The sequence below is a fragment of the Aquaspirillum sp. LM1 genome (assembly GCF_002002905.1).
Taxonomy (GTDB): Bacteria; Pseudomonadota; Gammaproteobacteria; order Burkholderiales; family Aquaspirillaceae; genus Rivihabitans.
Genome location: NZ_CP019509.1, coordinates 1,856,204 through 1,875,109 on the forward strand (window position 1 = coordinate 1,856,204; position 18,906 = coordinate 1,875,109).

The 18,906-nt window shown below is 61.2% G+C and carries 9 protein-coding genes and 2 pseudogenes; 4 read left to right on the top strand and 7 right to left on the bottom strand.

The genetic code is table 11. From position 1 onward, the window contains the following. Positions 1–255: 255 nt before the first annotated feature. From BXU06_RS07870 to dinG, 3 genes and pseudogenes are all read right to left on the bottom strand, one after another. Positions 256–4,167, bottom strand: coding sequence for a Dyp-type peroxidase (locus BXU06_RS07870; RefSeq protein ID WP_077298424.1), 3,912 nt, complete (start codon positions 4,165–4,167; stop codon positions 256–258). Positions 4,168–4,648: 481 nt separating this feature from the next. Continuing rightward, positions 4,649–4,936 (bottom strand): annotated as a pseudogene (locus tag BXU06_RS07875) (DUF3579 domain-containing protein); the annotation flags it as partial. 173 nt (positions 4,937–5,109) lie between these two features. Continuing rightward, the gene (gene dinG / locus BXU06_RS07880) at positions 5,110–7,245 is read right to left on the bottom strand and encodes an ATP-dependent DNA helicase DinG (RefSeq protein ID WP_077298428.1); all 2,136 of its coding nucleotides are present in this window, start codon (positions 7,243–7,245) and stop codon (positions 5,110–5,112) included. A 967-nt stretch (positions 7,246–8,212) separates the two neighbouring features. On the opposite strand from dinG, the gene BXU06_RS18480 reads away from it, so the two are divergent. After that, on the top strand, positions 8,213–10,543 hold the full coding sequence (locus BXU06_RS18480; protein ID WP_171982156.1) for a calcium-binding protein: 2,331 nt from the start codon (positions 8,213–8,215) through the stop codon (positions 10,541–10,543). A gap of 28 nt (positions 10,544–10,571) precedes the next feature. On the opposite strand, the gene BXU06_RS07890 is transcribed toward BXU06_RS18480, so the two are convergent. Next, positions 10,572–11,846, bottom strand: coding sequence for an RNA-guided endonuclease TnpB family protein (locus BXU06_RS07890; protein ID WP_077298432.1), 1,275 nt, complete (start codon positions 11,844–11,846; stop codon positions 10,572–10,574). A gap of 251 nt (positions 11,847–12,097) precedes the next feature. Here BXU06_RS07890 and BXU06_RS07895 point away from each other — a divergent pair, with 251 nt between their 5' ends. Continuing rightward, entirely contained in the window at positions 12,098–13,204 is a 1,107-nt protein-coding gene (locus BXU06_RS07895) for an alpha-hydroxy acid oxidase (protein ID WP_077298434.1), read from the top strand. A gap of 91 nt (positions 13,205–13,295) precedes the next feature. On the opposite strand, the gene BXU06_RS07900 is transcribed toward BXU06_RS07895, so the two are convergent. Further along, positions 13,296–14,540 (bottom strand): RNA-guided endonuclease TnpB family protein, encoded by a 1,245-nt coding sequence (locus BXU06_RS07900; RefSeq protein ID WP_077298436.1) that lies wholly within the window; start codon positions 14,538–14,540, stop codon positions 13,296–13,298. Between the two features lie 23 nt (positions 14,541–14,563). Here BXU06_RS07900 and tnpA point away from each other — a divergent pair. After that, a pseudogene (gene tnpA / locus BXU06_RS07905) lies at positions 14,564–14,893 on the top strand (IS200/IS605 family transposase). Positions 14,894–14,960: 67 nt separating this feature from the next. After that, a complete protein-coding gene (locus BXU06_RS07910) occupies positions 14,961–15,179 on the top strand; it encodes a hypothetical protein (RefSeq protein ID WP_077298438.1) in 219 nt (72 codons plus the stop codon). Between the two features lie 27 nt (positions 15,180–15,206). Here the strand turns inward: BXU06_RS07910 and BXU06_RS07915 are convergent, their stop codons facing one another. Beyond that, positions 15,207–18,011 (bottom strand): EAL domain-containing protein, encoded by a 2,805-nt coding sequence (locus BXU06_RS07915; protein ID WP_077298440.1) that lies wholly within the window; start codon positions 18,009–18,011, stop codon positions 15,207–15,209. An 8-nt stretch (positions 18,012–18,019) separates the two neighbouring features. Next, positions 18,020–18,868 carry a phosphate/phosphite/phosphonate ABC transporter substrate-binding protein gene (locus BXU06_RS07920; protein ID WP_077298442.1) on the bottom strand — a complete coding sequence of 283 codons (849 nt, stop codon included), beginning with the start codon at positions 18,866–18,868 and terminating at the stop codon, positions 18,020–18,022. Positions 18,869–18,906 lie beyond the last annotated feature (38 nt).

Sequence of the window (18,906 nt, forward strand, 5' to 3'; positions counted from 1 at the left end):
GGGGCTTGCCGCGCACCGGGTCAACGCCAGCGTGTGGTCAGGTCAAGCTGGCCGCCGTCTCGGCCCTGCCGGGTACACGACCGTCAGGTGCTGGCCAGCGCAGTACAGGCGGCGGTGTGGGCACATTATGCGGTGACGCTGGAACGGGAGCCGGTGACGGTGTAGTGCGGGCAAGCAAGCGCGAGCCCCTGGCAGTGAGGGCTGCCAGGGGCTCGCGCAAGTCAGTAGAACACCTTCAAGCCAGCGGGTGCGGCCTTACTCAGTTGCCACATCCAGCGGGCGGCGCTGGTGTTGCGCCTGGTGCGCCGGGAACATCGACACAAAAAACTCCGACCAGCCGCCCATGCGCACGCGAATCAGGTCGAATTTTTCCGGGTCGCGGCTGGCGTTGGCCAGGGTGTCCGGGTTGGCGCAGGTCAGCGTCAGGATATTGCTGCCTTCGCCCTGGGCGAACAGGTGCAGCGCTTCGACCAGTTTTTCTGGCGGGTAGTCCTCGCGGATGCACAAATCGGTGGGTGCGCCGTCGCTGTACACCCGCGCCACCTGGCCGGTCTGGCCGCGCAGCACGTCGTTGAGCGGGGCTTCCTGATGCGCCACCGGCGCATCAGCCGGGCTGGGCGTCGGACTGAGGTCGGACGACAGGGTTTCGCCGTTGCGGCGACCATCCGCCGACGCGCCGGACATGCCGCCAAACTCCACGTAGTTTTCGAAGGTGCCCACCCCCGGCTGAATCTGGAAGCCGCCAAACGGCTGCTCCGGCGTGCCCAGCGTCTGCGCCAGCCGCACCATGCTGTCAGCGGTGCTGGCCGCCGGGTTGCGGAACACATCGACGATGGTTTCGGCAATGCGCGCGGCCAGATCGTCGCCAAAGGCATTGATGGCGGCGTGGTCGCGGCCATAGCGCGGCAGCGACAGCGCCACCTGGCGCAGGGCCTGATAGCGCTCGGCCTGGGCGGCAATCCGCGTCGGGCCGGCCAGCGTGCTGATGAACGGCTCCTGCATGGCATGGCCCCAATCGCACATCAAGGCCAGGGTGAGCTCCGGCAGCGAGGTGACAGCGGTGGCCGGGTCAAACACCATGGACTGGATCGCCCACAGCGCATTCACCAGATTGGGAATGGCGGTAAAGCACGGCGCCACCACATTGTAGCGTGCGCCGCCGGCGTACAGGTCCAGCCCCTTGTCCAGGCAATCGTCGATGAACAAGGACAGCAACGGGGTCGGGCAGACGTTCTGCAGCTGGCCAAAGCCGCCGATCTGGCCGTCCAGCTGCTTGGCGTACATCCATTTCAGGTGCTGGAAGAACAGCGCTTCCAGTTGCGCATAGCTGGTGATGGCTTCCGGCGGCGGCGAGGTGAACGACACTTTCTGGCCACGGAACCACACCGGGCCGGCGGTCGCCCAGGATTTGCCCTGGTTCATCGCTGCTTCCAGCACCACCAGGGTATTCAGCCCGCCCAGGGTGAACCAGTTCAGGCCGGTCAGCTGCGGCTCATAGCAGCCGTCGCAGGCATAGTCGCGCGCCGCGCTCAGCGCCACTTCGCTGCGCCAGCGGCCTTCGGCGCGCTGGCTGACCTGGGCACCGTCGCCCACGCCGTCGCCGCTGCGATGCAGGCCGTCGATAATGGCGGCGTCGTTAAGCAGGATGGGATGCGCGCCGCCGGAGAGAATCGCCAGCGCGGCTTCTTCCAGCAGTTCTTGCGGAATGTCCGGGCGCACGCGCAGCGACAGGCAGGGCGCATTCAGCGGCAGCCGACGCGCAGCGCGCAGGCACAGCCGAGTGACATCGTTATAGGCCGGCAGGCCGGCACCGGGGCTGTCGTCGGCAATGGTGCCACCGATGGTGACTTGCTGCACCCACTGGTTATTGCCGGCACCTTGCGGGTAGTTGCCGCTGCTGCCGCCCATGGCCAGGTTGCCAAACGGCTGATGATCTTCGACAAACAGCCGGTTGCTCTGGACTTTTTCGCCCACTTTCAGCCAGAAGCAGTCGATGATTTCCTGCGCGCCGGCTTCATCCAGCCGGCCTGCGGCCACATCGGCGGCGTAATAGGGTTGCAGCAGTTGATCCAGCCGGCCAATGGCGGTGGGTTCACCGCTCAGGTGCAGGGCAGCGTGCAGGGTGAAGATCAGTTGGGTGGCTTCCACCAGCGTGTCGGGCGCGGCGCTGGCCAGCTTTTGCATGCGCGCCGCCACCTGGTGCAGATTGTGTTTTTCGGCGGCCATACCTTCCGGCAGACGGGCGGCGGTGACGCAGGCCAGGCGGGCGTAAGCCAGGCAGTGTTCGCTGATGCCTTCCAGCGCCACCAGCACGCCACGGTAAAACGGCTGTTTTTCCGCGCTCTGGCAGGCCGCCAGCTTGGCGTTGACCTGGGCTTTCAGGCCATCCAGGCCCAGTTCCAACGCTTTTTGGTAGCCCGGCACCACATGGCCCACGCCCGAGGCGTAGCTCAGCCCCAGGAAGAAATTGGGCAGCGCTTCATCCTCGCGGGCGTAATCCATCACATACTTGCCCTGGCCCAGGCCGATATTGGGCAGGCCGCCAACAATCAGCTCCTGCGGCTGGATGCGGTAGGTGTCGGCACCATTCACCCAGTTGCCGTCAGCGTCGCGCACCCGGCCACGGAAACCATACGCTTCGCTGACACAAGCATGGCCCACGGTCATGCGGATCGCCCAGCCCATGCGCTCGGCCACCGGCAGGGCCATCACCTCGCGTGATTTGTCCGCGCCAAACACCCGCTCCACCCAGACCGACACATGCTCCAGCTCTTGCTGTTTGCGGTCAAAGTACCAGTTGTCCTGCCAGCGCAAGAAAGTATTGGCCAGCAGCAACTGCACGCGCACGCTGGGCGGCAGCTTGATGGCCTGTTCTTCTGCCGGCATGGTGGCCATGGCGTAGAGAAAATCCTTGTGGTTGTAGTACATCAGGCCATTGGTCGAGCGCTGGGTGAAATGGCGGTCCAGCCGGCTCCAGTCCACGCCGGGAAAGCGCGTCCAGTCGGTGTCGGCGCGTTTGGGCGTCGGCACTTCCGGCAAGCCCAGGTCAGCCTGGCTGGGAATGTAAAAAAATCCGCCCAGGTCAGCGCGCACCTGGCTGAGCAGGCGGTCGCGCAAAAAGCCAAACTGGTCGCCAATCTGCTGGTCGAGAATCGCCTCCAGCACCTGCACGCTACGCGCGTAACCGGCAAAATAAATACCAGCTTCATCGCGCAGTGTCGCGCCCTTGCGGCGCAAGTCGGTATTCAGCGTGGCGCTGGACTGGCCAAACGGCAGGCCCAGACGCAGCAAGGCCATGGTGTTGCCCTGGGCATCCTGCGCGCGTGAGGCCTTGATATGGCTGCGATCGTCGTGACTGGGCACAATAATATCGTCTGTGGTGCGCCCAACCAGATCTTCGATCTGCTCCGGGCTCATGTTCAGGATATTTTCCCAGTTGATCGTAAAGCGCTGGGACAGCACAAACGACGCGCCCAGATGCGCCGGGTCTTCCGCGCCCACCAGCGCCTGGGTCTGGATGCTCAGCGGATCAGACGGGTTGTTCAGGTTTTCTGAAAACCGGCAGCCCAGCACCTTGCCGCCCAGTCGGTCGGGCTGGGTGGATTTGGTCGAGCCGTGCTGATACACGGTGCGGGCCGGATCAATCGCCCCATGCGCTTCCAGCCAGCGGGCAATCTCGGCAAACACTTGATCGCAATACTCGGCGCTGTCGGATTTGATGTGAAACCACAAGTCGCCCTGGCTGTCGGCAAAGGTACTGACCCCGCGCTCGAACACTGCCGAATGGGTGGTGGATGGCTGACCGCTGGCATCCAGCGCCGGTTGGCTCAGGCGCATGCCGCTGGGCAAGGCGCTGCCGTCCTGGGTGGCCCACGCCTGCCACAGCGCAAAGCCCACCCCCACCACCGCCGAGGTGTGGCGGTTGCCACAGTGTTGGTGGATGTATTCACGAATATGCAGCATCAGGGTGCGCAGCGTATCCTTGCTCAGCCCGGATGCACTGTGCCAGAAGGTGGCAAACACCGCCTCCGGTGCCGGATAGGGCAAGCCCCGCTGCATCTGTTTCCATACGTCGTGGCTGGCGTCGGCACCCGTGTGCGGGTCCAGTCGGCGGGCTTGGGCGGCAGACAGGTCAGACTGAGCGACATGAGGCGAAACAGATGGCATGAGCGTTTCCTTTTGCAAGAGAGAGCCGTGAAGATGGCAGGGGGGCGTGGTCTGTGTCAGGCCGCCCCGGCAGATGGGGCTCGAGCCAAAACCGGCCAGAATCAGCCAGAGTAACTGGCTGCCCGGTCTCTGGATATTACGTTTGATTGCAGCGCCAGGATGCAATCGCCGGCTATTCCGCTGGCACACGCCAGACAGCAGCCAGGTTCAGGTGACCAATACGGCCATCGGCTGGCCCAGCAAGCCTGCGTGCTGCGCGCGCTTTAACGATATCCGACCCACGGTGGCGTGGGTCGGACTGACTGCAGATGGGGAGGGTAAGGCAACAGAAACAGCCTGTGCTCCGGATGGAGACAGGCAGTCAGCTGTCATTCGAAAACGAAAGCCGGGTGGCTATCCGCTGCGCCCAGCCCGCCGATGGGCAGCGGGCGGGCACAGCGCCAGGGTCGTAGGGTCAGCCCAGAAACTGATTGGGGTAGACTTCATCGATCAGCGTGCGGCAGTCGATTACCCGCAGGTCGTTGTCTTTGGCAAACGACAGCAGGAACTGATACACGCGGGGGTCGATTTTTTCCAGCTTTTTGTCCACGGCCACGCAGCGGACATTGTCCAGCATCAAGGGCCGGACATAGCTGTGGTAAGACATTTTTTTATCGGAGCCAAAGCTGGCCAGAATGCCCGACAGGCGCTCCGCCCAATCACTGGGCCGAAAGGTACGCCCTTCGGAAGTGATGCCTTGAATGATGATTTCGTAGGGATTACAGATCATGTTGCCAGAACGCCAGGTGTGTCTCGCGGAGAGTGTGTGGACAGGCATCCGCCGGGGGCGGTCGGTGCCTATCGCTTTTTTTCGATTCTACGCCTTTTTCTTTCGTTCTTGAATCACGCTGCGGCAATTCGCACGAAAAAACTGTCCGCCAGGCCACACATGAGACACGCGGATCACAAGCGGCGAAACGGCGGCAGCGCGGCCAGCAGTTTTTTGCCATACGCCTGGCGCAGCAGCCGGTTGTCCAGAATGGTCACCCGGCCATAGTCCGATTCAGTGCGGATCAGCCGGCCCACGGCCTGAATCAGCTTGATTGACGCTTCTGGCACAGTGATTTCAATAAACGGGTTGCCGCCGCGCGATTCGATCCACTGCGACAGGGTCAGCCCCACCGGGTCGTCGGGCATGGCAAACGGCAGCTTGGCCAGAATCACCTGCACACAGGCTTCGCCGGGCAAGTCCAGCCCTTCGGCAAACGAATCCAGACCAAAAATCACGCTGGCCTGCTGCTGGGCCAGCCGTTCGGCGTGGCGCGCCAGCAGCACCGACTTGGGCAGGCTGCCCTGCACCAGAATGCACGCCGACAGCGGCTCGCCCAGGCTGTCGAACACTTCCTGCATCTGCCTGCGTGAGGTAAACAGCACCAGTGTGCCCAGCGGTGCCTGCGGATCGATCAGTGTGGGCAGCAGTTTGGCAATTTCGGCGGTGTGCGCCGGGGCGTCCTTGGGTGAAGCCAGCATGGCCGGCAGGTACAGCTCGCCCTGCCGCTGAAAATCAAACGGCGATTCCAGCGCCACGCATTCGGTTTGCCCCAGCCATTTCAGCCCGGTCTGCGCCAGCAGTAGGTCAAACGAACCCAGTGAACGCAAGGTGGCCGAGGTCAGCAGCGCGCCGGCGGCCTGCCGCCACAGCGAATTGGCCAAATCTGCCGCTGCCGATACCGGCGAGGCGCTGACCTGCCAGTCGCGGCGGTTATTGCTGTTGTTGCGGGTGGTGATCCACTTGGCAATCGGCGGCGCGCCTTCGGGCGGCACGCTGCACATCAGCGCCCATACCGCAGCAAACGGTTCGGCACGGGCGATGAAAAACCCCAGCTCGGACGCCAGCTGGTCAATCAGCGCGCCCTGGTCGGATTTATCACGGCGGGCTTCAGTCAGCGCGTCCTGCACGGCGTTCAGTTGCTTGAGCAGGGTGGCCGCCGACACATTCAGATTGGCCGCCACCCCCGCCAGTGCCTCAGGCAGCTCGCCATTGTCCAGCAGCCAGGTGGGCTCGGCTTCCTGGCTGCTGGGCAGCAGGCGTTCAATCGGGGTCAGAATCTGCGCCAGTTCACCCAGCGCCTGGGCGCAGCCGGTGGCGGCGTCCAGCGCCTGTGGCACCAGCAGCTCGGCCCGGCCAATCAGCCCTTCGCAACGGCCCACGGTGGCGTCGAGCTTGTCCAGCCACCACAGGGTCTGCTGCACATTATGGTCGGCGGCAAACTGGTTGATGGCTTTTTTGGCCAGTTGGTGGGCTTCGTCGATGCAATAAAACGTGTCAATGGGCGGCGGCAGAATCACCCCACCCCCCATCGCCGCATCAGCTAGCAGCAGGTCGTGGTTGGATACCACGATGTCCACCGTGTCCAGCTGGTCGCGGGCCAGGTAAAACGGGCATTCCGAGCGGTTTGGGCAGGCGCTTTTCAGGCAGCCGTGGCGATCGTTGGTGACCCGGCTCCACAGCCGGTCTTCCACGCTTTCGTCGAAAGCGTCGCGGTCGCCGTCCCAGCGCCGGTAATAAAACGCATCGGCCATGCGCTTGAGTTGTTCCAGCTCGCGTTTTTCTGGCTTGTGGTTCCACAGCAACATCGACGGGTCGGGGGCGAGCAGTTCGGCCTGGGCCGATTCAGCCGTGTGCTGGTACAAGCGGTAAGGACACAGATAACGCCCCCGGCCCTTGGCCAGGGCAAAGCTGGCGTCCAGCTCGCTGTGCTGCAGCACAAACGGCAGGTCGCGGTTGACCAGTTGCTCCTGCAGGGCGATGGTGGCCGAGCTGATCACCAGTTTTTTGCCGCGCGACTTGGCCATCACACAGCCAGCCAGCAGATAGGCCAGACTTTTGCCTACCCCAGTGGGGCCTTCCACCACCACAATGCTTTCGCCTTCGCGCTCGGGCAGCGCGTCGCCCTCGCGGACCTTGCTGCGGGCAAAGGCCTGCGCCACGCACGCCAGCATCTGGCGTTGCGCGCTACGGGGACGAAAGCCAGGCAGGCTTTTGCCTATGGCCTGGTAGTGGTGACGGATGGCGTCTTTTTCAGCGTCGGTAAGCATTCACGAATTGTAACGCAAATTGCCCGCCTGCCGGGCTGATGCTGGCTTGACCCCGCTCCCACCTAGTAGCCAGTCACGATGATATGAAGCAAATGACTGGCAGCTAGACCGCTTTCGGCATGCGTTTCACCTGACGTGTCGTTCCCGCGCAGGCGGGAACCCAGACCGCGCTACAGCGTGCGCGGTGGGTGTTGAGCGTTGTCGGATAGTCAGCGCGCTGTGGATGCTCCTGGATTCCCGCCTGCGCGGGAATGACGCGGTGGGGTGCGGCGGATGGTTCGCTGTGTCAAATCAAGATGTTTGACATAAATAAAGCAAGACATCCGACGTCGGCTTGCTCGCAGGCACCCTCGTGTTTCAACGTGACTGGCTACTAGCCCCACCTAGCCCATCCACCCCCGCCGCAGCCCCGACCGTCACCCAGCCCCCTCACACAAGATCTGAATACGTGCAGAGATACGCCAAAAAAATTAACCATATAAAATAATTTTATTACTTATAAATTTAAATTGATCATGCCATGCTTGCCAGGGATATGCTGAAAAAATCGTCATTCCAGCAAAAATTGGAATCCAGCATTTTGATTTTAATAGGTTTTGTTTTTGGAAAAACGATTTTTCTGAATAAATCAGCGCGCCCCTGGTCAGAACCTTGCCAACAGGGTGTCAAACAGATTTAACAATCAAAATATATCAAGACAAACAAAAAGATAGCCCATCAGAGCGCTATCATTTTCACACTCAATTTTTCAGAGGCCACAAGCGATGATGCCAGCGCATATTAGCCATTTCCCTATTGCGTGCGGCCAAGAAAAAAATTAAGCATTTCTACTAATAGCATGTTTTTGGTGAGTGTGCTCTACTGAAGACTCCAAATAAATTACTTGACCAGTAATACATGCCATATTGCCTATAAGTGATTTTTTGCCTCACCTCCGCTTTAATATTTCATGCAAAAGGAAGTAATCATGATCAGTTCGTCCGGCACGACTTTTGTTCTCTCTCCGACTGCAACCACGTTCACCCTAGTCGTCAGCGATGACAGCACGGTGATTGGCAATGATCTGAACAACCGCATCACCGGTAACATCGGCAACGATGTGCTGCAAGGCAATCTGGGTAATGACACCCTGTACGGCGGTGCCGGCAATGACACGCTGGAAGGTGGCGACGGCAATGATTATCTGGATGGCCAGGCTGGCGCTGACAGCATGGTGGGTGGCGCTGGCAATGACATTTATGTCATTGATGATGCTGGCGACAAGGCAGTCGAACTGGTTGATAGCGGCACGGATACGGTATATGCCTATGCCAGCTACACCCTGGAAGATAATATCGAAAATGCCTATATTAAAGCAGCATCTGGCCTGACACTGACTGGCAATGCCGCCAATAATGTGCTCAAAGGCGGTGTGGGTGATGATTATCTGTATGGCGGCGCGGGCAACGATAATCTGAACGGCGGCGAAGGCACGGATTATCTGTATGGCGGCGATGGCAATGACGTGCTCAATGGCGGAACCGGCGAAGTGGTTCCTTTTGGCGGCGTGCTGGACGGTGGTGCTGGCAATGACACCCTGAACGGTGATCTGAATGGCTCGGAGTATCTGATCGGCGGCGATGGTAATGACCGCCTGAATGGTTACAAAGACGATCACATGTCCGGTGGCGCTGGCAATGACGTTTATCTGTTCACCGGGGTGCAGTACAACATTGTTGAAAGCGCCGGCGAAGGCACTGACCTGATTCAGTCCAGCGTCAGCTTTGATATGATCAACACCACCAGCCTCTACGATGGCGGTCGCGTGGTGTCTGGCGAAGTGGAAAACCTTACCCTGACCGGCACGGACGACACCAATGGCAGCGGCAATGAACTGAACAACCTGATTACCGGCAATAGCGGCAAGAATGTGCTGGATGGCCGTGACGGCAACGATACGCTCAAGGCTGGCGATGGCGTTGACTCCCTGATTGGCGGTAATGGCAACGACGTGCTGGATGGCGGCGCAGGCATTGACCACATGGAAGGTAATGCCGGCAATGACATCTACTACGTCGATGTGCAGGAAGACGAAGTGGTTGAACTGGCCGATGAAGGCACTGACCAGGTGCGCGCCTCGTTCACCTACACCCTGGCCCAGGGTAACAACGTCGAAAACCTGCAATTGCTGGGTGCCGACAACCTCAACGGCACGGGCAACGAGCTGAACAACCAGATTCTGGGCAATAGCGGTGCCAATACGCTCAGCGGCTTGCTGGGCAATGACAGCATCTATGGTTACGCCGGCAATGACACCCTGAATGGCGACGAAGGCAACGATTACCTGGATGGTGGCGACGGTACCGACATGATTTATGGCGGCGACGGCAATGATGTGCTGCGCGGCGGTATCGGTGAAGGCCTGTCTCCTGGCGGCACGCTGGATGGCGGCGCTGGCAACGACAGCCTGTATGGCGATGTGAACGGCTCGGAATACCTGATCGGCGGTGAGGGCAACGACCGCATGTATGGTCTGAAGGACGATCACATGGACGGCGGCGCTGGTGACGATGCCTTCTACTACACCGGCGTTCAGTACAACATCGTCGAAGCGGCGGGTGGCGGCAACGACACCATCTATTCCACCGTTACCCTGCACATGCAGACCACCACCCAGCTTTACGATGGCGGCGTTGTGGTGTCTGGCGAAGTGGAAAACCTCACCCTGACCGGCACGGACAATATCGACGGCAGCGCCAACGATCTGGCCAACCGCATTATCGGCAATACTGGCAATAATGCGCTAAATGGCCTGGGTGGCAACGACATCCTCTCTGGCCTGGGCGGTAGCGACACCCTCAGCGGCGGCGATGGCAACGATACCTTCTATGTGGGCACCGCTGCCGGCAACTGGGACGCTGTGACCGAAATCTCCACCGGTGCCGACAAGGATCTGATCCGCTTTGGCAAGTATTTCACTGGTGATCACACCTCTGGTGCCAGCTTGTTGACCGTCACCGACTTTACTCAGGGCAGTGACTTGCTGCGCTTTGACATCGGCACCGGCAACACCCGTCCGACCACCGTCACCAAGATCACTGCCAGCGCCAGCGATACACTGAGCAGCCTGCTCACCCAGGCCGCCAGCCTGGCCAGCAGCGCCACCGCACCGAAGGCTGCGTATTTCACCCTGGAAGGCGATACCTACTTTGTGCTGGATAAGAGCGTCGACGCTGGCTTGGTCAGCACCGACGTAGCCATCAAGCTGACCGGCGAAGTTAGCCTCAAACTGGCCGACTTCCAGTTTGTGGCAGCGTAAGCTCAGCCACTTTGACATCCTCCCCCGCCTAAAGTCGGGGGATTCCTACGGCGCTCATCCCGGCATCAAGCCGGCATGAGTCGCTTCGGCGGGTTCCTGCTGCTGGCGGCATGACTGCACCGCTCACTTCACAGGCGATCCGGGCATCGTCCTGCCCTTCGCTACTCAGTAGCGCTTCGCCGTGGCGAAGCACGTTGATCGCGCCGACCAGATCGGCGTTTTCCTTAAAACCGCATTCCACACACTCGAACCGTTCCTGTGTGCGCCGGTTGTCCGCCGACACATGGCCGCAGGCAGGGCACGTCCGCGACGTGTTGCGTGGCGGCACGGCAATGAGATGCCCGCCGTTCCACGCCAGCTTGTAGTCCAGTTGGCGGCGGAACTCGGCCCATCCTTGATCGAGGATGGCTTTGTTCAGGCCGGACTTGGCTCGAACGTTCTTGCCCGGCTGCCCGGTTGTACCTGCCGCCGACCTGGATATATTCCGCACCTGCAAGTCCTCGATACACACCATCGCGTGGTTTTGGCTGATCGTGGTGGAGCACTTGTGCAGGTAGTCGCGGCGGGCGTTGCCGATGCGGGAATGGATGCGCTGGACGCGGGCTTTGGCCTTCTTCCAGTTGCTGCTGAACTTCACTTTGCGGCTCATCGCCTGCTGCGCTTTGCGCAGTGCCGTTTCATGCCACTTGAAGCTGTTGAGCGGCGCGTAGAACGCGCCATCCGAGAGCGTGGCGAAGCGCACCACGCCCAGGTCGATACCGACTGCGCCGCCGTTGGGTATCGGCTGTTCGACCTCTCGTTCGGTCTGGATCGACATGGACCATTTGCCGCAGGACTGGCTGACGGTCACATTTTTCACCACACCCAATACTTCCCGGCTGTTGCGGTAGCGCAGCCAGCCGAGCTTGGGCAGGAAGATTCGGGCATTGGCCTGATCGAGCTTGATCTGTTTCGGGTCTGGATAACGGAAGCTGTCGGACTGGCCCTTCTTCTTGAAGCGCGGAAAATCAGCGCGTCTGGCGAAGAAGTTGGTGTAGGCCCGTTCCAGGTCCTTGAGCGTCTGCTGCAAGGGATGAACCGGCGCCTCGGCCAGCCATGCCGTTTCTACGCTGTTGCGCCACTCGGTGAGCAGCTTGCATAGCCCTGCATAGCCCAGTTTCTTCTCTCCACGCTCGTAGCGTGCCCTCTGCAACGCCAGCGCCTTGTTGAAGACGAAGCGGCACGAGCCAGCGAAGCGGCGCATTTGCCGCTCTTGCTGGCCGTCTGGCCGCAATTCGTATTTGTAGGCTTGAAGGCGTTGCATACTGGTATTTTATACAGTCCACCCCCATCGACGGCAAGGACGGCTACGCCGTCCGCGCTATCCTTCCCCGCCCTGAACGGCGGGGCTTGCCGCGCACCGGGTCAGGTCTTGTTTGCCTGGGTTGAGCGCTACGCGCTGAACCATTGAAGCAACCTGCTCACCCCCGGTCCTGTTGAATCAGGCCGGGGGTGTGTTTTTGCTGGCAATAACGATAAAATAACTCATTATCGTTTTAATCAGGCGCTCTTTCCATGTTGCACGCCGCACGCCCTACGCCCCCCCGGCTTCAGCATATCCCCCGCGAGATTGCCAGCATGGCCGACTACCCGCGCTATGCCCGCGAGCGGCTGGACGCCAACGCCTGGGCCTACCTCAGCGGAGCCGCTGGCGACGGGCTGACCGAGCAGGACAACCGCCAGGCTTTCGACCGCCTGCGCCTGCTGCCACGGGTGCTGGCCGAAGTCAGCCATGGGCATACCGGACTGACCCTGTTTGGCCAGCGGCTGGCCCATCCGATTGTGCTTGCGCCTGTGGCTTACCAGCGGCTGTTTCATCCGGATGGCGAGCTGGCCACCGTGTTGGGGGCGGCGGCCATGGACACGCCGATGGTGGTCAGCACGCTGGCGTCGGTATCGCTGGAAGCCCTGGCCGGGCAGGCAGAAACCCCGCTGTGGTTTCAGCTTTACCCACAAGCCAACCCGGCGCATACCCTGGATTTGATCCAGCGCGCCCAAGCCTGCGGGTATCAGGCGCTGGTGGTCACCGTCGATGCGCCGCTGGCCGGTATTCGCCACCAGGAGCACCGCGCCGGTTTTGCCCTGCCTGCCGGGGTGGAGGCAAGCAATCTGTGCGACTATCCGGTCAGTGCGGCCATGGCCGGTGGGGTATTTGCCCAGTGCGCGGCCAACGGGCTGCGCTGGGCCGATCTGGACTGGCTATTGAGTTGTACCCGACTGCCAGTGATTTTGAAGGGCATTCTGCATCCTGACGACGCCCGCCGCGCCGTGGCGGCTGGGGTGGCCGGGCTGATTGTGTCCAACCACGGCGGGCGCACGCTGGATACGCTGCCTGCCAGCCTGGACGCCTTGCCGGCAGTGGTGCAGGCGGTAAATGGCGCGGTTCCGGTGCTGCTGGATGGCGGCATCTATCGGGGCGGCGATGTGTTCAAGGCGCTGGCGCTGGGCGCACAGGCGGTGCTGCTGGGACGTGGTTATGTCTACGCCCTGGCTGCCGCAGGGGCGCTGGGCGTGGCGCATGCGCTGCGCACGCTGCGCGAAGAACTGGAAGTGACCATGGCGCTGTGCGGCTGCGCCACGCTGGCAGATATTCAGGCGCAGGCGCTCTATCCTGCCAGGTGAGCATGTGAGCGGCATCCCCGCTAAAAGGCGATACCCCGGCCAGGCCAAATCTTGACATCCTCCCCTCCCTCTCGCCTATGGCTCGCCGCGCTTAAGCGCGGGAAGGAAGGGGATTCCTACTGCGGTTAGCTAAAAGCTCACTCACTTCGGCGGGTTCCTGCTTCACCGAGCGGCCTGACTGCGCCAACTCTCCACAGGCTAACCGGGCATGTCCTGCCCTTAATACGTTGATCGCGCCGACCAGATCGGCATTTTCCTCGAAACCGCATTCCATACACTCGAATCGGGCTTGTGTTGGTCGGTTCTCCGCCGACACATGGCCGCAACTCGGACAGGTACGGCTTGTGTTTTGCGGTGGCACGGCAATGAGATGCCCGCCGTTCCAGGCCAGCTTGTAATCGAGCTGGCGGCGAAACTCGGCCCAGCCTTGGTCGAGAATGGCTTTGTTCAGGCCGGATTTGGCGCGAACATTTCTGCCCGGACTTTCGCTTGTCCCTGCCGCTGACCTGGACATATTCCGCACCTGCAAATCTTCGATGCACACAATCGCGTGGTTTTGGCTGATGGTGGTCGTGGCTTTGTGCAGGTAGTCGCGGCGGGTATTGCCGATACGGGCGTGAATCTTCTGGATGCGGGCTTTGGCCTTCTTCCAGTTGTGGCTGAATCTGGTTTTACGGCTCATTGCCCGCTGCGCAGATCGCAACGCGGATTCGTTCCGTTTGAAGCTATTGAGCGGAGCGAGAAATGAACCATCTGACAGCGTGACAAAACGGGCAATGCCCATGTCGATGCCGACCATACCGCCCCTCGGCGTGGCAGCTTCAACTTCACGTTGCGTCTGGATGGACACGAACCACTTGCCGCCCGACTGGCTCACCGTCGCATTGCGCACTTCTCCCAGCGCTTCCCGGCTGTTGCGGTAGCGCAGCCAGCCAAGCTTGGGCAGGAAGATGCGCCCATTAGCCTGATCGAGTTTAATTTGCTTCGGGTCGGGGTAGCGGAAGCTGTCGCCTTGGCCTTTCTTCTTGAAGCGGGGAAATGCTGTCCGCTTGGCAAAGAAGTTCTTGTAGGCTTTTTCCAAATCCTTGAGCGCGTGTTGCAGCGGGTGAACCGGCGCATCTTTGAGCCAGGGTGTCTCGGTGCCATTGCGCCACGCGGTCAGATTCCTGGCCATTGCCACATAGCCAATGAACGTGTTGCCGGCCTCGTGATTGTCCTTTTGCAATGCCAGCGCCTTGTTGAATACGAAGCGACAAGCGCCCGCGTAGCGGCGCATATTGTGCTGCTGTTCGCCGGTCGGCTGTAGTTCGTATTTGAAGGCTTGAAGTCGTTGCATGGCGGCCAGTATACTCTTGGCCTATGAGCGAAGAAATTGATATTCTGCACGGTAGACACTGTGTTTTCAGGATGCATTTTCACTTGGTCTTTGTTACCAGGTATCGACGTGATGTGTTCACTAAAGAGGCTCTGGTGCTGGTGAACTACCCGCCGAAGGTGGCGGTATCGGCACTGGTGAACAGCCTGAAAGGCGTGTCCAGCCGCATGATTGGCTAGAAGAACTCCCCGAGCATCCGCAAGAAGTTATGGGGCGGCGCATTGTGGTCGCCATCGTATTTTGCTGGAAGCTGCGGCGGTGCGCCCATCGAGGTCATCCGCCAATACATCGAACAGCAGAAGACGCCGCACTAAACGGCAAAAGCAAGGACGGCTACGCTGTCCGCGCTATCCTTCCCCGCCCTGAAGCGCGAGGTTTGCCGTGCAACGGATCAACCCGGATGAAGCCGCCCGCATTCATCAGGATGTGCGGGCGCGTCATTCCATTGGTGTGCGCTGGGGCACTTTTGAACTGGCCGATGACGCGCTGGACGCGCCATTCACCGAAGCGCCGCTGGCGCGCCAGCGCGCCGGGCTGGATGAGACGGCGCTGCGCTTGTTGCACCATGGTGAAACCTGGCGACGGCCTACCCGGCCTTGAGCTTGAGCGTGGTTGCCCGACAGAACGTCACGCTTCCAGCTCTTCCCGGTGCAGCAGATTGTCCATGCGGTCAGGTCGCCAGTTGTTCATCCAGCTGACGACATCCTCCACCGGCATCGGACGGGCGATGCAGTAGCCCTGGCCAACCGCGCAACCCAGTTCCAGCAGGCGCTGGTAATGGGCGGACGATTCCACCCCTTCGGCCACCACCTGGCGGTGGAAGGCGCGCGACAGGGCGATGATGCCTTCGACAATGGCCAGATCGTTGACATCGTCGAGCATGTCGCGGACAAAGGTGCGGTCGATCTTGATCACGTCGGCAGGCAGCCGGCGCAGGTATTCCAGCGAGGCATAGCCGGTGCCAAAGTCGTCCAGGGCAAAACGCACCCCCAGCGCCCGGCAGGCGTCCATCTTGTACGACACACCGTCCATATCGCCCAGCGCCACGGTTTCCAGGATTTCCAGCTCCAGCCGCTCGCGCGGCACGTCCGGATACAGCTTGAACAAACCTTCCAGCTGGGACACAAACTCCGGCGACTGCAGGTGCTGGCCCGGCACATTGGCGCTGATATGCAGGCTGATGCCTTGCTGGTTCCAGCAGTGCAGCTGTTCCACCACGCTGCGGATCACCCAGCGCGACAGCGCCACTTCAAATTCGCTGCCTTCAATCAGCGGCAGGAATTCACCCGGCGACACCAGGCCGCGCACCGGATGCTGCCAGCGCAGCAGTGCTTCCACGCCAGTTACCTTGCCGCTGCTCAGCTCCACCTGGGGCTGGTAGTACAGCACCAGTTCGTGATTGAGCAGCGCTTCCGACACCCGTTCGCGGCTTTCAAACCGGGCACGCACATGGCGGTCAACGTCCGGGTCGAAGGCGTGCCAGCGGTTGCGCCCCTGCTGCTTGGCGGCGTACATGGCCTGGTCGGCGTGGCGCAGCAGCGCGTCGGCGTCGGCGCTGTCGTCCGGGTACATCGTCAGGCCAATGCTGGCCGACAGATTGGCTGCCACGCCAAAGCGTTCCAGCACATAAGGTTCTGCCAGGACCGTGAGTATTTTGTCCAGCACGGGCACTTCATTGCCTGGCTGCAGGCCGGTGAGCACCAGCACGAATTCGTCGCCGCCCAGCCGGGCTGCGGTATCCGTTTCGCGGATATGCCGGGTCAGGCGCAGTGCCACTTCCTTGAGCACCAGATCGCCGGTTTCGTGGCCGTAGGCGTCGTTGATGGCCTTGAAGCCGTCCAGGTCGATCAGCGCCACGCCGGTTTTGTCGCCGGTGCGTCGCGACAGGCTGATGGCAGTATTCAGCCGGTCGGCCAGCAGGGTGCGGTTGGGCAGGCTGGTCAGCATGTCGTAGCGGGCCAGGCGTTCGAGTTTTTCCTGCTGGGCCTTGACCTGGGAAATATCGGTGAATATACCAATGTAGTGCAGCACCTTGCCGTTATTGTCCTGCACCATGGTCAGGCTCAGGTGCTCGTGAAACAGCTCGCCAGTGGCGCGGCGATTGACGATTTCGCCACTCCAGTGGCCATGGTCGCTGAGCGCCTTGCGCATGCTGCCGCGAATTTCCACGTCAGCACCGCCGTCTACATGCAGCAGGTCAGAAGGCTGGCCCACCACCGCCGAGCGGGAATAGCCGGTGATGTCGTGGTAGGCGCGGTTGACTTCCAGAATCAGTCCGTCGGCATCGGTAATCATGATGCCTTCCTGAGCATAACGGAACACACTGGCCAGCAGGCGCAGCCGCGCCTCGGTGGCCTTGCGCTCGGTGATGTCAAGCAGGGTGCCGATCATGCGCACCGCACGGGCCTGCTGGTTGCGCTCCACCACCTTGCCCCGGCTGAGCAGCCAGACCCAATGGCCGGCGGCGTGACGCACGCGGAATTCGCACTCAAACATTGCGCTATGGCCTTTGACATGCTCAATCGCGGTATAGCGCAAGCTGTGGGCGTCTTCCGGATGCGCCCGCATCTGCCAGCTGACCACATCCGGGGTAAACTGGCCGGGCGTCTCGCCCAGCATGGCAGCGCAACGGGCGTTGACCGAAATTTTGCCCGTGCGGAAATCGGTATCCCACAGCCCCAGCTCACCGCCATCCAGTGCCAGATTCAGCCGTTGTTCGCTGGCGTGCAACGCATCCAGCCGGTCGCGAATGGCCCGCGACATGGCGTTGAAGGCGCGGCCCAGCCGGCCAATTTCATCGTCGCCTTCGGTCACCAGCCGCGAGGCCAACTGGCCTCTGGCCACCGCTTCACTGGCGTGGGTCAGCTCGGACAACTGGCGGGTCAGGTACAGGCCCAGCAGGGTGAGCAGCCCGGCCGACAGCATGATTTCCCCTAGTGCAATCAGGATACCCTGGCTGACCAGTGATTCGCGGGCGGCGACAATATGGCTCAGATCCAGGCCAAAACGCAGCGAGCCGAGTTTTTGCCCGTACAGGGTAATGGGCATGTCCACATCATAGCGCGCGCCGCCCTCATCTTTGTCGTTCAGGGTGAACACTGCGTCAGGCTGCGGCAGCGGAGTGGCGGCAGGCCAGCCGCTGCGCGCCACCGTTACCCCGCGTGAGTCGCTGACCGCCAGGTAGGTGATGCCATTCTTGCCACGGCTTTCGTCCAGAATGGCGCGCACGGTGGCGTAGTCGCGCTGGGCCAGCGGGGCCATCAGTGCGGCATTCAGGATCGGGGACATCTGCTCGGCGTGCCGCTGGGCCTGTTCCGACAGGCTGTCGTACAGCAGTCGCACGCTGTTGCCGATCAGCAGCGCCAGCATCAGCGCTTCAACCAGCAAGGCTGCCAGCAGCAACCGTCCCCGAACCGTTTTTACAAGATGCATGCCATATCCTAGTGCGCAGATGAAGTGGTCAGCGTGCGGCGGACTTCCTCCGCATAAGGCCGCATGACCTCAAGTTCGCCGGGTTTGATTGCGCGATAACCGTCGAGCTTGTTTTCCTGAAAATACTGCAACCCTTCCGGGCTTTGGGCAAACTGGGCCAGCAGCCGCTGCATCTGGGGCAAGCGGCTGTGCTGGCGGGAATGCAGCAGATAAATCCGCCCGGCCATTTCCGGGCTGCGGGCCACCACGCGCAGTTGGGCGCGGATATCGGCACCGAGTTTTTCGTAATTGGCCTGCGACATGAAGCCCACCACCGCATCCTGCTGAATCACCAGCTGGGCCATGCTGTCTGCCGCGCTGATGAACTGCATGCGTTGCGGGCGGATTTTATTTTGTTCCAGCCAGTGAATGCCCCATAGCGTGACCAGCGAAGACGGGCTCAGCCCCAATACGGTTTTGCCCTGCACATGGCTGGCCACATTGCCCTGCGGCAGGCTGGGCAGGCCCACCACCACCGCCTGAAATGGCGCGCGATAGGTCAGCAATGGAATATAACGCGCATCGTCGCGCAACAGCAGCGCCTGATGGCCAGTGGTGATCACCATATCGAATTCACCGCGCAAGCCCCGGCGGGCAAAATCAGTAAAATCAGACGCGGTGGCAATTTCCACTGGCCGGCCCAGGCCCTTCTCCAGGCTGGCGCGCAGTGGCTGGTATTGCTGCAAAATCAGGCGTGCGCTGGTATGGGGCGCCACGCCGATTCGAAACGGCATATCACTGGCCATGCTCAGTGCGGCGTACACACACAACACCACGCCACAGCACCAGCGCATGCACGACATAAGCATCGTGTGCATGACAAAAGCTCCTTTATATTCATCTTGATACACAGACC

What these genes read in the sequence shown, in the direction of transcription:
- BXU06_RS07890 (WP_077298432.1), bottom strand. Translation starts at nt 11,846, where the DNA reads ATGCAACGCCTTCAAGCCTACAAATACGAATTGCGGCCAGACGGCCAG.
- BXU06_RS07870 (WP_077298424.1), bottom strand. Translation starts at nt 4,167, where the DNA reads ATGCCATCTGTTTCGCCTCATGTCGCTCAGTCTGACCTGTCTGCCGCC.
- BXU06_RS07920 (WP_077298442.1), bottom strand. Translation starts at nt 18,868, where the DNA reads ATGCACACGATGCTTATGTCGTGCATGCGCTGGTGCTGTGGCGTGGTG.
- dinG (WP_077298428.1), bottom strand. Translation starts at nt 7,245, where the DNA reads ATGCTTACCGACGCTGAAAAAGACGCCATCCGTCACCACTACCAGGCC.
- BXU06_RS07900 (WP_077298436.1), bottom strand. Translation starts at nt 14,540, where the DNA reads ATGCAACGACTTCAAGCCTTCAAATACGAACTACAGCCGACCGGCGAA.
- BXU06_RS07895 (WP_077298434.1), top strand. Translation starts at nt 12,098, where the DNA reads ATGTTGCACGCCGCACGCCCTACGCCCCCCCGGCTTCAGCATATCCCC.
- BXU06_RS18480 (WP_171982156.1), top strand. Translation starts at nt 8,213, where the DNA reads ATGATCAGTTCGTCCGGCACGACTTTTGTTCTCTCTCCGACTGCAACC.
- BXU06_RS07915 (WP_077298440.1), bottom strand. Translation starts at nt 18,011, where the DNA reads ATGCATCTTGTAAAAACGGTTCGGGGACGGTTGCTGCTGGCAGCCTTG.